General features: G+C 74.5%; 11 protein-coding genes. 5 read left to right on the top strand and 6 right to left on the bottom strand.

Features of this window, described 5'->3' with window-relative positions; genetic code table 11:
• Positions 1-263: 263 nt before the first annotated feature.
• A complete protein-coding gene (locus tag ACFYNO_RS38500; protein ID WP_388022716.1) occupies positions 264-1,271 on the top strand; it encodes a LacI family DNA-binding transcriptional regulator in 1,008 nt (335 codons plus the stop codon).
• Positions 1,272-1,457: 186 nt separating this feature from the next.
• Here the strand turns inward: ACFYNO_RS38500 and ACFYNO_RS38505 are convergent, their stop codons facing one another.
• Positions 1,458-2,129, bottom strand: coding sequence for a FadR/GntR family transcriptional regulator (locus ACFYNO_RS38505; protein WP_388022718.1), 672 nt, complete (start codon positions 2,127-2,129; stop codon positions 1,458-1,460).
• 90 nt (positions 2,130-2,219) lie between these two features.
• A complete protein-coding gene (locus ACFYNO_RS38510) occupies positions 2,220-3,371 on the bottom strand; it encodes an ROK family protein (RefSeq protein WP_388022720.1) in 1,152 nt (383 codons plus the stop codon).
• A gap of 373 nt (positions 3,372-3,744) precedes the next feature.
• Here ACFYNO_RS38510 and ACFYNO_RS38515 point away from each other — a divergent pair, with 373 nt between their 5' ends.
• Positions 3,745-5,223, top strand: a complete 1,479-nt coding sequence (locus ACFYNO_RS38515; protein WP_388022722.1) for an RICIN domain-containing protein — start codon at positions 3,745-3,747, stop codon at positions 5,221-5,223.
• A gap of 196 nt (positions 5,224-5,419) precedes the next feature.
• Here ACFYNO_RS38515 and ACFYNO_RS38520 read toward each other — a convergent pair whose 3' ends face one another.
• The 3 genes from ACFYNO_RS38520 to ACFYNO_RS38530 all read right to left on the bottom strand — a co-directional run bounded on the left by ACFYNO_RS38520 (position 5,420) and on the right by ACFYNO_RS38530 (position 9,204).
• Positions 5,420-7,414: a fructose-specific PTS transporter subunit EIIC gene (locus ACFYNO_RS38520; protein ID WP_388022724.1), complete on the bottom strand. Its 1,995-nt coding sequence runs from the start codon at positions 7,412-7,414 to the stop codon at positions 5,420-5,422.
• Positions 7,415-7,498: 84 nt separating this feature from the next.
• Positions 7,499-8,446: a 1-phosphofructokinase gene (pfkB, locus tag ACFYNO_RS38525; RefSeq protein ID WP_388022727.1), complete on the bottom strand. Its 948-nt coding sequence runs from the start codon at positions 8,444-8,446 to the stop codon at positions 7,499-7,501.
• The gene (locus ACFYNO_RS38530; RefSeq protein WP_388022730.1) at positions 8,443-9,204 is read right to left on the bottom strand and encodes a DeoR/GlpR family DNA-binding transcription regulator; all 762 of its coding nucleotides are present in this window, start codon (positions 9,202-9,204) and stop codon (positions 8,443-8,445) included. Before ACFYNO_RS38530 ends, pfkB begins: the two co-directional genes overlap by 4 nt.
• Positions 9,205-9,507: 303 nt before the next feature.
• Between ACFYNO_RS38530 and ACFYNO_RS38535 the strand changes: the two genes are divergently transcribed.
• The 3 genes from ACFYNO_RS38535 to ACFYNO_RS38545 all read left to right on the top strand — a co-directional run bounded on the left by ACFYNO_RS38535 (position 9,508) and on the right by ACFYNO_RS38545 (position 12,532).
• Positions 9,508-9,780 carry an HPr family phosphocarrier protein gene (locus ACFYNO_RS38535; protein ID WP_388022732.1) on the top strand — a complete coding sequence of 91 codons (273 nt, stop codon included), beginning with the start codon at positions 9,508-9,510 and terminating at the stop codon, positions 9,778-9,780.
• A complete protein-coding gene (gene ptsP / locus ACFYNO_RS38540) occupies positions 9,777-11,438 on the top strand; it encodes a phosphoenolpyruvate--protein phosphotransferase (protein WP_388022734.1) in 1,662 nt (553 codons plus the stop codon). The genes ACFYNO_RS38535 and ptsP overlap by 4 nt, the downstream gene beginning before the upstream one ends.
• 407 nt (positions 11,439-11,845) lie before the next feature.
• Entirely contained in the window at positions 11,846-12,532 is a 687-nt protein-coding gene (locus ACFYNO_RS38545) for a GPP34 family phosphoprotein (RefSeq protein WP_388022735.1), read from the top strand.
• Positions 12,533-12,703: 171 nt separating this feature from the next.
• Here ACFYNO_RS38545 and ACFYNO_RS38550 read toward each other — a convergent pair whose 3' ends face one another.
• Positions 12,704-14,269, bottom strand: coding sequence for an alpha-L-arabinofuranosidase B (locus ACFYNO_RS38550; protein WP_388022737.1), 1,566 nt, complete (start codon positions 14,267-14,269; stop codon positions 12,704-12,706).
• Positions 14,270-14,686: the final 417 nt, after the last annotated feature.

A 14,686-nucleotide genomic window follows, 5' to 3' on the forward strand; every position in this document is an offset into this window, starting at 1 on the left:
CCGGCGCCCGGTCTCCAGCGTAGGACGGCGGCGGCGGATCGGGCCGGATCAGCGCGCCGCCCCGGCCGCGCCGGCCGGCACCTCGATTGTTTCGAAGGCATTTCCGAAGCTTGCCGGAGGGGCGTGTTCCGCACCCCAGGCGCCCCAGGGCTCGACCAGAGGTTCGCACTGCTGTCCACGGATGCCGGTCAGGGGCTACCATCCGTCCCGTGACACGTTCGGGGAGTGCGAAGGCGCAGGCAGGGACCGAGGGGGAGGCAGCGGTGACCGGAACGGCGACCCTGGCGGAGATAGCCCGCGAGGCGGGCGTCTCGACCCCGACAGTTTCGAAGGTGCTGAACGGCCGCGCCGACGTCGCGCCCGCCACCCGGGAGCGGGTCGAGGAGCTGCTGCGCCAGCACGGCTACCAGCGGCGCGGCGCCGGTCATGCGGCGCCGCTGCTGGAGCTGGTCTTCCACGAGCTGGAGAGCCCCTGGGCGATGGAGGTCATCCGGGGGGTGGAGAACGTGGTCCGCCAGGAGGGGCTCTGGGTGGTGCTCTCCGAGTCCTCCGGCCGGCTCAGCCTGGGCCAGTCCTGGGTGGACGGCGTGCTGGCCCGCCGCCCCACCGGCGTGGTGCTGGTGCTCTCCGGCCTCGACGCGGCCCAGCGCGAGCAGCTGAACAGCCGTGGCATCCCGTTCGCGATGGTGGATCCGGCCGGCGACCCGGGCCTGGAGGTGCCGGCGGTCGGCGCCACCAACTGGAACGGCGGCCTGGCCGCCACCCGGCACCTGCTGGACCTGGGCCACCGCCGGATCGGCGTGATCGCCGGCCCGGCCCGGATGATGTGCAGCCGCGCCCGGGTGGACGGCTACCGGGCGGCCCTGGAGACCGCCGGCCTGCCGTTCGACCCGGCCCTGGTGCGGGACGGCGACTTCCACCACGAGGCCGGCTACCGCGCCGGTCTGGAGCTGCTGCGCGCACCGGACCGCCCGACCGCCGTCTTCACCGGCAACGACCTCCAGGCGCTCGGGCTCTACCAGGCGGCCCGCGAGCTGGGCCTGCGGATCCCCGACGACCTGAGCGTGGTCGGCTTCGACGACCTGCCGCTGGCCCGCTGGGTCGGGCCGCCGCTCACCACCGTGCGCCAGCCGCTCACCGAGATGGCCGAGGTGGCCACCCGGATGGTGCTCGACCTGGCCCGGGGGGCGCAGCCCAGCACCCTGCGGGTGGAGCTGGCGACCACCCTGGTGGAGCGGAGCAGCACCGCCGCCCCGCCCGCCACCGTCTGAACCCGCCGGTCCGCCAGCGTCCCTGACCCGCCGGGGCGCTGACGGTGCCTCAGTTGCCGTGGGCGGCCTCGCGACGGCGGCCGAGCCAGCCTGGGTGGCGCGGCTGCCGGATCCCGGCGGCCTTCCCCCGTGAGGAGGCCGTGGCGTCGTTCCCGGAGCCCGCCGCCGATCCTTCTCCGGCCGCCCTCAGAGCGCCTTGCGCAGCCACTCCAGCACGCCGTTGACGTGCACCGTGGCGCGCGCCTTGGCGGTCTCCACGTCGTGCGCGGCCAGTGCGTCGAGCAGGCCGCGGTGCTCGGCCATGGTGCGCTCCACCGCCTGGGCCTGCGTCACGCCGCGCCAGATCCGGGCCCGGGCGGTGCGCTGGGCCAGCGAGTCCAGCAGCGAGGCCAGCACGGTGTTGCCGCTCGCCCGGGCGATCAGCTGGTGGAACTCGAGGTCGTTCGCCACCAGCTCCTCGACCGTCGGGTCCGGCCCGAGGCCGTCCAGCAGCTCGGCCATCCGGGCCAGCTCCTCCTCGGTCGCCCGCTGGGCGGCCAGTCCGGCGGCGGCCGACTCCAGCAGCGCCCGCACCTGGAAGAGCTCCACCACCGACCCGTCCTGGTGCAGGTCGAGGAGGAAGGTCAGCGCCTCCATCAGCAGCCCCGGCTCCAGGCTGCTCACATAGGTGCCATCGCCCTGGCGCACGTCGAGCACGTTGAGCAGGGAGAGCGCCTTCACCGCCTCCCGGAGCGAGTTGCGGGAGAGGCCCAGCTGGGCGGCCAGGTCGGGCTCCTTGGGCAGCCGGTCACCGGGCTTGAGCCGGCCGGAGAGGATCATCACCTTGATCTTCTCGATCGCCTCGTCCGTCACGGCCACGTCAGTGCCTCCAGTGCTGAGCTGCCTGACCGGTCATTATGCCGTCAGCCTCCCTTCACCGGGCTGTCGGGTGGCGGATGGCCGGGCCGGTCAGGCCAGCGGCAGCCGGGTCGGGTCCGTGATGATCCGGCGGACCGTCAGCAGCGCGGCACCGAGCAGCGCGCCGCGCCGCCCGAGCGCGGAGCTGCGCAGGGTGTCGGGCCGCCAGGGCCGGACCGTGACCCGGGCGGCCAGCTCCGCCCGGACCGCCGGCAGCAGCCACTCGGCGAGTTCGGCGTAGGCGCCGCCCAGCACCAGGCCGTCGGGGTCGACGAGGTTCACCGCCGAGGCCAGCGCGAGGCCCAGGGCGCGGCCGGCCCGCTCCAGGGCCCGCAGCGCCGCCGGGTCCGCGGCGCGCGCCCGCTCGGCGAGCAGGACGACCGGATCGCCGCCCGCCGTCAGCCCGGCCTCGCGCAGCACGGCCGCCTCGCCCGCGTACTGCTCCAGGCAGCCGCGCGAACCGCACGGGCAGGGCACGCCGTCGGGGTGGACGGGAATGTGGCCGAGCTCCCCGGCGAATCCCCCGGCCCCGCGGAACAGCTGCCCGTCGACGATCAGCGCGGCGCCGATCCCGGCCCCGGCGGAGACGTGCACGATGGTCTCGGCGCCCTGTTCGGCCTGCCAGTACTCGGCCAGCGCACCGAGGTTGGCCTCGTTCTCCGGAACCGGCGCCTGCTGCGGCCGCGGCCAGTGCTCGGCGGGCCGGACGGCGTGCCAGCCGAGGTTGGGGGCGTGCTCGACCAGGCCCTGCGCCGCCTTCGGCACCACCCCGGGCACCGCCAGCACCCGGCCCTCGACCCGCAGTCCGAGCCCGGCGGCCGCTGCCTCGGCCTCGGCGCCCAGCTCGGCGAGCTCCGCCAGCACCTGCCCGGCCGGCCGGCCCGCGTTGGCCCGCTCCACCCGCCGCCAGAGCCGGGGCTCGCCGCGCAGGTCCGCCACGCAGGCGGCCAGGTGCGAGACGCCGATCTCCAGACCGAGACCGGCCGGCCCCCGGTCGCTCAGCGCAAGCGCCCGGCCGGGACGGCCGACCCGGCCGCTCGGCGCCGTCTCCACCTCGGTCAGGGCGCCGCGGCCGATCAGCTCGTCGACCAGCGAGGAGACCGCCGCCCTGGTCAGCCCGGTGAGCCCGGCCACGTCGGCCCGGGAGAACAGCTCGCCCCCGGCGACGGCGCCGAGGACCACGGCGAGGTTCCGCCGGCGCATGTCCTGTTGCGAGGCCGGCCCGCCCTCCGGGTTCCTGCCCACTCCGCCGACCGCCACCGCGCGCCCGCCCTCCTGCCCGTCCCGCGCCGGGGCGCCCCGTGGCGCTCCCGCCCGACGCAGGCTCTCCGCGATCATCTCAAGAGCGCGCCAGGCCCGCGCCAGGGGCTCCGGCTCGCAGCCTCCCGTGTTCCGGGGGTTCCTTCGGACGGCCCGGCCCAGTAGTTTGTCATTGGCCATGACAAATATGGCGGGCAGCTGACACCTCGACACGGTGGCGCCCGCGACACGGCGTTCACGCGTTCGATCCGCGAGCCGTGGTCATCGGCCTCCTCCTCCCCCACCCATGCGCCACAGAGACAGGGACGGACCTGCATTGGCGAACATCGGACGATTCACACGGCTGCTCACCCTCCTCCGGGCGGTGCTCCTGGCCGCGGCGGTCGCTGCCGCCGGCCTCTCGGCCGGCGCCGCACAGGCGGCGACCGGAACGGTCCGGGCGACGACCGGCCAGTTCACCCCGGGCGCCCGCTGGAACGACCAGAACGGCAACCCGCTCCAGCTCCACGGCCTCGGCATCGTCCAGGCCGGCTCGACCTGGTACGGCTTCGGCGAGGACAAGACCGGCGAGACCGCCAATGACACGTCCTTCCAGGACATCCCCTGCTACAGCACCACCGACCTGCAGCACTGGACGTACCAGGGCCGGGCGCTGTCCCTGCAGTCCGGCGGCGATCTCGGCCCCAAGCGCATCGTCGAGCGCCCCAAGGTCATCTACAACGCCGCCACCGCGACGTACGTGATGTACGTGCACATCGACAACGCCGCCTACTCGGAAGCCAAGGTCGGGGTCGCCACCAGCTCCACCCCGTGCGGCCCCTACACCTACCGGGGCAGCTTCCAGCCGCTCGGCTTCCAGAGCCGCGACCTCAGCCTCTTCCAGGAGGCCGACGGGACCGCCTACCTGCTCAGCGAGGACCGGGCGAACGGGCTGCGGATCGACAGGCTCTCCGCCGACTACCTGAGCGTCGGCTCCTCCGTCGCTCTGCTGCCCGACTACGAGGCCCCGGCGATGGCCAGGATCGGCGGCACCTACTACCTGCTGGGCTCGCACCTGAGCGGCTGGTCCACGAATGACAACGTGTACGCCACCGCCCCCTCCCCGGCCGGCCCCTGGTCGGCGTTCACCGGCTTCGCCACCGCCGGGACCAGCACCTACAACTCCCAGACCGCCGGCATCATCCCGGTGACCGGCAGCGCGGGCACCTCCTACCTCTACGCCGGGGACCGCTGGGACACCTCCAGCCTCGGCACCTCCCCGCTGATCTGGCTGCCGATCACCGCCTCCGGCACCACCCTGAACGTCGGCTGGCTCGACTCCTGGTCCCTGGACACCGCCGCCGGCACCTGGAGCGCGACCTCCTCGCTGCCGCCGGCCGGCAGCCACACCCTCACCAGCTCGGCCGACAGCCTGCTGATGGACGACAGCAACAACTCGCCGAACGACGGCAACCCGGTGATCCAATGGGCCGCCACCGGCGGCAGCAACCAGCGCTGGACCCTCCGCCAGGTGGCCGGCCTCACCTACCAGGTGGTGAACGACGGCAGCGGCAAGTGCCTGGACACCTCGGGCAGCCGGCTGGTCCAGTCCACCTGCGGCGCCGCGAGCACCACCCAGCGGTGGCTCTTCGACCAGGCCGGCGACTACACCTCGCCGGCCAACACCACCTTCGTGGTGCGGAACCTGGCGAGCGGGCTGGTGATCGACGTCCCCGGCTACTCCGCCACCCAGGGCACCGCCCTCGGCCTGTGGGCCGGCAACGGCGGCAGCAACCAGGAGTGGCAGGTCGGCTGAGACCCGCTCACCGCACGGCAGCCCCCGGGCCGGGTGCCCGGGGGCTGCCGTGACGTCGCCGCGGCCGCCGGTGTCGGGCAGCGGGACCGGGGCAGCGGTCGGGCTCGCCGTCGGGGACACGGGGACGGAGTCGGCTTGATCCCCCCGGGAACCACCTGCTCGCCCGACAGCCGGGTCCCTCGGACGGACCGTCGGCTCAGCCCGCGGTGAGCTCCGGCACGGCCTCCGCCGCAGCGGGCTTGCGCAGGCCCTTGAGCAGGACCACCAGTCCGGCCGTGGCCGCCGTGCCCGCCGCGACGGCGACCACGTACCCGACCGGGCTGCCGACCAGGGGCAGCACCCATATGCCGCCGTGCGGGGCGCGCAGGGTGGAGCCGAGGGCCATCGAGAGGCCGCCCGCGACCATGCTGCCCAGCATGCCGGAGGGGATCACCCGCAGCGGGTCGGCGGCGGCGAACGGGATCGCCCCTTCGGTGATGAACGAGGCGCCGAGCACCCAGGCCGCCTTGCCGTTCTCGCGCTCCTCGCGGGTGAAGAGCCGGCCCCGCACGGTGGTGGCCAGGGCCAGGCCCAGCGGCGGGGTCATGCCGGCCGCCATCACGGCCGCCATCACCTTGAGGCTGCCCGCGTCCGGGGCCGTGCCGGCGGTGGTGAGCGCACCGGCCGCGAAGGTGTAGGCCACCTTGTTCAGCGGACCGCCCATGTCGAAGGCCATCATCGCGCCCAGCAGCACGCCGAGCAGGATCGCGTTGCTGCCGGAGAGGCCGTTCAGCCAGCTGGTCAGGCCGCGCATCGCGGAGGCGATGGGGGAACCGACGACCACGAACATCAGGAAGCCGACCGCGGCGACCGACAGCAGCGGGATCACCACCACCGGCATGATGCCCGCGATCGCCCGGGGGACCCGCCAGCGCACCATCCAGAGCACCAGGAACCCGGCGAGCAGGCCGGAGACCAGGCCGCCGAGAAAGCCCGCGCCGACCGCCGCCGAGATCGCGCCGCCGACGATGCCGGCCGCCAGTGCGGCCCGGTCGGCGATCGCGTAGGCGATGTAGCCGGACAGGATCGGCACCAGGAAGCCGAAGGCCGCCTTGCCCGTCTGGAAGAGCATCGCCGCCCAGCTCTGCCGGGAGGCCCAGTCGAAGTGGCCGAGCACCGACGGCGCGAAGGCGATCCGGTAGCCGCCGATGGCGAAGCTCAGCGCGATCAGCAGACCGCCCGCCGCGACGAACGGGATCATGTAGCTGACCCCGGTCATCAGGTACTGGCGCAGCCGGGTGCCCCAGTGCTGGTCCTTCGTGGCAGGCGCCGCCGCCGCTGCGGCGGCGGGCGCGGTGCGGGCGGCCCCGGCGCCGGTCCGGGCCAGTGCGGCCGCCTCGGCGACGAGCTCGTCGGGCCGGTTCACGCCGGCCTTGACGCCCGCGTCCACCGTCGGCTTGCCCGCGAACCGGGCCCGGTCCCTGATCTCGACGTCGTGGGCGAAGATCACCGCGTCGGCGGCGGCGATCACCGCCGGGTCCAGCGGGGTCGCGCCCGCCGACCCCTGGGTCTCCACCTGGATCACCGCACCGGCCCGCGCCGCCGCCTGTTCCAGCGCCTTGGCGGCCATGTAGGTGTGCGCGATGCCGGTCGGGCAGGAGGTGACGGCGACCAGGCGGAGCGCATCGGGTGCCGGGGCGCCGGTCGGCGAACCGGGTGCCGGAGCCGCCTCCGCCTCCGCGGCCTTCTCTTCCGCGCCCTCCTCCTGGTTGACCAGCGCCGCGACCGTGCCCGGGTCGGTGGCCTCCCGCAGCGCGCCGGTGAACCGGGGGTCCATCAGCCGCCGCGCCAGCGAGGCGAGGATCCGCAGGTGCGCGTCGTCCGCCCCGTCCGGGGCCGCGATCATGAAGACCAGGTCGGCCGGACGCCCGTCGGGCGCGTCGAAGTCCAGGCCGCGGGTGCTGCGGCCGAAGGCCAGGCTGGGCCGGGTGACGTGGGCGGACCGGCAGTGCGGGATGCCGATGCCGTCGCCGAGGCCGGTGGGCGCCTGCGCCTCACGGGCGGCGATGTCGGCGAGGAAGCCGTCGAGGTCGGTGACCCGGCCTTCGGCGACCAGCCGCTGGGCCAGGGCCCGGAGCGCCTCGGACTTGTCGTCGGGGGCGAGGTACAGGTCCACGAGCGCTGGGGTGATCAGTCTGCCGGTGTCGCTCATCGTTCTTCGGTCCTCACTGGGATCTCTGTTCGTTGCCTGCCCGCCCCCGGGTCGTGCTCCGGCCGCCGGTGACGGCCGGACGTCTCAGCCGCGCAGCTGGCGGTCCAGCGGGATCTCCGCCGTCACCGTCACCGCGGCCGGGTCCAGATCGGCCGGGGTCGGCATCACGCTGCCCGGCAGTTGTACGGCCGCGGCGCCGTGCGCCAGCGCGGCTGCCAGCGCCCGCGGCCCGCTGCCGCCGGCGCCGAGGAAGCCGGCCAGCGAGGCGTCGCCGGCTCCGACATCGCTGCGCACCGCGGCGACGGGCGCGGTGCCGTACCAGCTGCCCTCCTCCGCGACCAGCAGCATCCCGTCGGCGCCGAGGCTGGCCAGCACCTGCTGCGCGCCGAGCTTGCGGAGCTCGCCCGCGGCGTCGACGGCGTCGCCGATGGTGGCAAGCGGCCGGCCGACGGCCTCGGCCAGTTCCTCGCGGTTCGGCTTCACCACGTCCGGGCGGGCCGTCAGCGCGGCGAGCAGCGCGGGGCCGGAGGTGTCCAGCGCGATCCGGGCGCCGCCGGAGTGCACCTGGGCGACCAGTTCGGCGTACCACTCGGGCCCGACGCCGCGCGGCAGGCTGCCGCAGCAGGCCAGCCAGTCCACCCGGTCGTAGGTTCCGGGGGCCAGGCGGACGGCGGCCAGCAGGGCCGCCGACTCCTGCGCGGTGAGTTCCGGGCCCGCCGCGTTGAGCTTGGTGAGCGTGCCGCCGGCCTCCACCACCGAGACGTTGGTCCGGGTGGCGCCGCCCACCGGCACGGCGGCCACCTCGATGCCCTGACGGAGCAGCAGTTCCGAGAGCAGCTGCCCGGAGGTTCCGCCGAGCGGCAGCACGGCGGCGGCCCGGTGGCCGGCCGCGGTGAGTGCGAGGGCGACGTTGACGCCCTTGCCGCCGGGGTCGACGCGGTCGGTGGCCGCCCGGTTGACCTCGCCCCGGCGCAGTTCCGGGAGTTCGTAGGTGCGGTCGAGGCTCGGGTTCGGTGTGACGGTGACGATCATGCGCGGATGACTTCCGGTCCTTGATTCTCGATCTCGGTGGCCGACTCCTCGTCCAGGCCGGTGTCCGTGACCAGCACGTCGACCTGGTCCAGCCCGGCGAACCGGGCGAAGTGCCGGACGCCGTACTTGGCGGAGTCCGCCAGCAGGAGCACCCGGCGGGCGCCCGCCACCATGGCCCGCTTGACCGCCGCCTCGGCGAGGTCCGGGGTGCTCAGCCCGCCCTCGCGGGAGAAGCCGTTGGTGGCGATCACCGCCAGGTCGGCGTGGACGTCGGCGAGGTCGCGCAGCGCCCAGGCGTCGACGGCGGCCTGCGTGCGGTGCCGCAGCCGCCCGCCGACCAGGTGCAGGGTCAGGTTCGGGTGGTCGGCCAGCCGGGCCGCCACCGGCAGGGCGTTGGTGACGACGGTCAGGGTGCTGTCCGGCGGCAGCAGCGCGGCCAGCCGGGAGACGGTCGTTCCGGCGTCCAGCAGGATGCTGCCCTGGGTGGGCAGCAGCTCCAGTGCGGCACGGGCGATCCGCTCCTTCTCGGCGGCCGCCGTGCTGTCGCGCTCCGCGAGCCCGGGCTCCAGGTGGAGTCCGCCGGCGGGCACGGCGCCGCCGTGCACCCGGCGCAGCAGGCCGGCCCGGTCGAGGGAGCTCAGGTCGCGCCGGACGGTCTCCTGCGTGACGCCGAACTCCTCGGCGAGGGAGGGCACGTCCACCCGGCCCTGCTCCTGGGTGAGAAGCAGGATGCGCTGCTGGCGCTCGGTAGCGTACATGTGGGATCAGGTCCGTTTCATGTCTGTTCACGCCTGGTTGAGTCTGAACCATAGGCCCTGGCGGTCGAAAGTCAAGGGTCCGGCCGCCGACTCGGGATGCCCGATTATGTTGACATCCGGCGACATTCGGGCGTAGAACCAATCGGCACACCCCGAAAGCGGGGGTGAAACCACAAGCCGCCCGGCCGCAGCTCCCGCCCCCGACCGCGGACCGGGCCCGGCGGCAGCCCGGCCCCACCCCTCGGCGCGGGCTGCCGCCCCTCCACCACCCACCGGTTCCACCACCCACCCTGAGGAAGCGTCATGCCCCAGCTCCTGGTCACCGTCGGCTCGCAGAACGGACTGCACGCCCGCCCGGCCTCGCTCTTCGTCCAGGCCGCCGCCCGCCAGCCGGTCAAGGTCACCGTCGGCCGGCCGGGCCAGCCCGCGGTGGACGCCCGCAGCCTGCTCTCGGTGCTGGCCCTGGCCGCCGGCCCGGGCGACACCCTGGAGCTCAGCGCCGAGGGCGAGCAGGCGCAGCAGGCCCTGGCGGAGCTCGCCGAGCTGCTCACCGAGGACCTGGACGCCGCACGGTGAACGGTCCGCTCACCGGCATCCCCGTTGGCGGCGGCAGCGCGTCCGGCCCGGTGGCCCGGATGGCTCCCCCGCCCGCGCTGCCCGCGCCGGCCGCCGTCACGGACCCCGAGGCCGAGGCGGCGGCCGTCCGCGAAGCCCTGGCCGGCGTCGTCGCCGACCTCGCCCGGCGGGCGGCCGACGCGGCCGGCCCGGCCGCCGTCGTGCTCACGGCCCAGTCGATGATGGCCGCCGACCCCGTCCTCGCGGACCGTGCGGCCGAGCTGGTCGCCCAAGGCCGCGACGGTGCCCGCGCCCTCGCCGGGGCCTTCGACGGCTTCCGCGACGCCCTGCACGCCGCCGGCGGCTACTTCGCCGAGCGCGCTGCCGACCTGGACGACCTGTGCGACCGGGCGATCGCCCGCCTGCTCGGCCTGCCCGTGCCCGGGCTGCCCGATCCGGGCCACCCGTACGTCCTGGTCGCCGACGACCTCGCCCCGGCCGACACCGCGCTGCTCGATCCGGCGCGGGTGCTGGCCCTGGTCACCGTGCGCGGCGGCCCGACCAGCCACACCGCCATCCTGGCCAAGGCCCTCGGCCTGCCCGCCGTGGTCGGCTGCGCCGGCGCGGCGGAACTCCGCGACGGCCGGCCGGTGCTGGTGCACGGCGCCGAGGGCCTGGTCGAACTCGACCCGACCGCCGAGGCGGTACGCGAGGCGGCGGCCCGCGAACAGCTCCGCCGCGAGCGGGTGCGCGCCGTGCGCGGCCCGGGCCGCACCGCTGACGGCCACCCGGTCGGACTGCTGGTCAACCTCGGTGCGCTCACCGAGCTGCCGGGCGCGGCCGCGGCCGACGCCGAGGGCGTCGGGCTCTTCCGCACCGAGTTCCTCTACCTCGACCGCGCCGAGGCACCGGGCCTCGACGAACAGACCGCCGCCTACCGGCAGGTCTTCGACGCCTTCCCGGGCCGCCGGGTGGTGGTCCGCACCCTCGACGCCGGAGCGGACAAGCCGCTGCCCTTCGCGACGGCGGCGGACGAGGAGAACCCGGCCCTCGGCATCCGCGGCCTGCGCACGGCCGCCCGCGACCCCCAGCTGCTGGAGACCCAGCTCGCCGCGATCGCCGCCGCGGCCGCCAGCAGCGGCGCCGAGGTCTGGGTGATGGCGCCCATGGTCTCCGTCCCGCACGAGGCGGAGCAGTTCGCCGCCCGGGTCCGCGCCCACGGCCTGCCACTGGCCGGCGCCATGGTCGAGGTCCCGGCCGCCGCCCTGCGCGCGGACCGGCTGGCCGGGGTCTGCGACTTCCTCAGCATCGGCACCAACGACCTCGCCCAGTACACCTTCGCGGCCGACCGCACCCTGGGCGCCCTCGCCGACCTGCTCGACCCGTGGCAGCCCGCCCTGCTCGAACTCGTCGCGACCACCGCCCGCGCGGCCGCCGCCCACGGCAAGCCGGCCGGCGTCTGCGGCGAGGCCGCCTCGGACCCGGCGCTCGCCCTGGTCCTGGTCGGCCTGGGCGTGACCAGCCTGTCCACCGCCCCCTCCTGCCTCCCCGAGGTACGGGCCGCCCTCGCGGCCCACACCCTCCAGGAGTGCGGCGACCTTGCCGGGCTCGCCCTCAGCGCACCCGACGCGGCCACGGCGCGGGCGCTGGTGCGGGGGGCGGTCGGCGCGGCGGGGTGAGGGCGGCCAAGGGACATGGGGGGTCCCCGACCCGCAGCTCTTCATGGGCAGCGAACCCGGGGTGTGGCACCTGCCGCGGTGAACTCCCTTGCATTGTAGGCTCATTGGTGCTGCCGCGTCAGCCGCGGACGCTCCGGGCGATCATGCCGCGGTGACCGGCCCTCCGTAACGGGAGAAGGCCGGGCCTCCTGCCCAGTACGCGGCGGCCAAGCCCCGCCCGGAGGCCGGGGACGCGGGCGCGGGGAAACGCGTGCTGCCTCTTGCTCCTGTGGTCCGGGTCGAGCATGCACTGGCCGGAGTCGACGGCCAGGGCCGGTCTTTCGGTTCGGCCACACCCGTCATGCGGTTCCGTCAGAAGCTTCCGGTCGGGACTTCCCAGCGGGGCGGCCCCGCTCTAGCGTGATGCCATGAACCTGGCCCGGGGCGTGGCACTGGTGGCATTCGACGGACGGTCCGGCGCGCTGCGCGGCGGGGAGCGTCTGGACCTCGCGCTGGCCGGCGCCGAACTCGTAAGCCTGGCCAGGGCCGAGCGGATCGCCGTCCAACGCGGCCGCGTGATCATCCTTGATGAGACGCCCGTCGGAAGCACGCAGCTCGACGTCGCGCTCGCCACCCTGCGCCCGTTCTCCGAACCCCACCTGCTGAGCCCCTGGCTGCACCGCAGGGCGCTCGGACTGCGCGGCCGTTACCTGGGCGACCTGCACGAGGCGGGAGAGGTCGAGCCGCGCGGGCGACGGCGGTTCGGGCTGTTCGGGGACCGCCGTTCACAGCTGACGGCCACCAGCAGCCGCAGGGACCTGCTGCTCCAACTGGACTCGGACGCGCCCGCCGACCCGACGTTCGCCGCGCTGGTGCACCTCGCCGCCATCACCCGCAAGGACCTGCGCCGCCGCCTGGCTGCTACCGTCGGAAACCTCGACGCGGAAGGCGGCGACCGCATCACCGGCGCCGCGAAGGCGGAACGGGTGGCGCTGTTCGCCACCCGCGACGCGGCGCGACGTGTACGCGAGCCGCAGAGCAGCAGCGACTACCCACTCGACCCCGACGTCCAGCGTGCCTGGGATCTCGGCCGGTCTGTGGACAACGGACTGTGAACCGCCGGCTTGGGCAACGGCCGCCCGGTTGATGTACTCGCGGCGGACCTTGCTGCCGGAGAGCGAAAAGGGTCGCCAAGTACTGGGCACAGCGGCCCCGTTGAGCACCCGAGCACAGCGCCCCCGCGATGGCGCAGGGCCGCTGTGCTCACCGCTGGGCACAATCAGACGTCAGCCCCAGGGGGATGCGACGAGCCAGCTGGTGTCCTGCGCCCACGAGGACGTGGAGTCCCAGGCGTTGGAACCGCCGTCACCGGCCACGTACACCGTGTAGTCGTAGTGGCGCAGGTACTTCGTCGGGTAGTTGACGGACCGGAACGAGGTGCCGGTGCCGCTGTTGCCCGCGGTCGGGCAGAAGGTGGCGTCCTGTGCGAAGTTGCTCCCGCCGTCGTCGGCGCTCAGGTGGAGCTGGAAGGCGTAGTGCCGCAGGAAGAGCCCCGGCTCGTTCGCGGACTCGAAGGTCAGGCAGGAGCTGTTGGCCAGGCCGGTCCGGACGATCCAGCTGGCGTCGGCCTTGTCGGTGGCCGAACTGGCGGAACTGACAGACGAGATGACGACCTTGTCGTCAGCGTCGTCGTGGCGGATGTAGTCACCGGTGCAGCAGGCAGTGGTAGCCCTCAGCGAGATCCGGGATCCCGGGGTGAGGCTTCCGGTGCTGGTGGATCCGCTGTGGTAGCCGGCCGCCGCGATGTTGGCCTGGACGGCGTTCTCGGTGGCGTCGCTCGGGTAGCCGGAGGTCATCACGCCTTCGTAGAAGGTGCCGGCCGCGCCGTTGCTGTTGTCGCCGCCGATGCCGAGGATGATCGCGCCCTCCTTGTGCATCGGGTTGTAGCCCGACACATTGGGCCGCACGCCGTTGTAGTCGGTAGCCAGGCCGCCGGACTGCGCGTTGCCCGAGCGGATCGCCCACTGGTTCGGCCCGCCCTTGACCATCGCGGTCAGGAAGCGGTCGTTGACGCTCGGGTCGTTGGCATTGTAGCCGGCGTTCACGCCGGAGAAGAGGCCGTTCTCCTGGTCGGCCATCACCCACGGCCCGTTGCCCGTGCCGAAGCCCCAGGAGCGGCTGTTGCCGAAGTAGACGGCCTCCATGTGGCCGTTGCCGGTGTCGTCGCCGCTGGTCTCGGCGTTGCCGTAGTCGAAGCAGCAGCCGCCGTTGTAGTGGGTGCCGTCCAGCACCGCGTACATGCCCTCCGGCTGGTCGCCGGTGGCGATGCCGTTGGTGTGGTTGTTGCGGTAGCCGGTGCCGGGGGCGATGTAGACGCCGTACGCCTGGTGGCCCGCCACCGTGATCGGGGCCTCCACGGCGTTGGCCAGGTTGTCGTTGCCGCCCGCGGCCGGCCCGGGCCAGTAGCCCTTGAGCGCCTGGGTGAGGTGATTGCCCTTGCCGGACTGGTCGTAGATCTCCGTGATCACGCAGCTGGTGCTCGCGCAGAACGCGTCCTGCGCCGCCGCGTTGGCGTACCCGCCGGTGCCCAGCAGGCCGATGTCCTTGGTCGCGCCGTCGGAGGCGCGCTTCACCTGGTACAGCGGGCCGCCGTAGGAGCCGTACAGCGCACGGGTGGTGGAGTGCGCGGCCACGCACGGCGTGCCGCCGGCGGCGTAGAGGTCGCACGGGCCCTGGGTGGCGGCCTGCGAGGTGGTGGCGGTGGCGGTGAGCAGGCCGGCGGCGAGCACGGCGGTGGTGCCCGCCGAGAGGAGGGCGCGTTTCACGCGGCTGACCCACAGGGGCTTGATCACGAAGAACTCCTTCACCGGGTGGGGGTGTGAGGTGAGCGTTCGAGGAATCCGGCACCGGGCGGGCGCCTGTTGTTAACGCTAACAATCCCGCTGCGCCCATCACTATCAAGCAGCCGCCGCGGACCGGTCAAGACTCGTGCAGCAGGACGGCGTTCGAAGGCAGCCACGAGACGCGGATCCACCGACCGTTCTCGGCCGGGTGACACGACGCTGCCCCGGGGCGCTGGCCCCGGGGCAGCGGTGTCAGCCCTCGTAGCGGAACTCGGCCTCCGCCGTGCCCGCCGGGCTGCTGTGCAGGGTGCCGTTCGGGCCGCCGATGCGCAGTTGCCAGGGGTGTGGGCTGTCGGTGGTCACTCGCAGCCGGTCGCCTTCGCGGTGCAGGTGGAAGGCGGCGGTGTGGCCGGGGCCGTCGGTGCG

The sequence above is a fragment of the Kitasatospora sp. NPDC006697 genome (genome assembly GCF_042869935.1).
In the GTDB taxonomy this organism is placed as follows: domain Bacteria; phylum Actinomycetota; class Actinomycetes; order Streptomycetales; family Streptomycetaceae; genus Kitasatospora.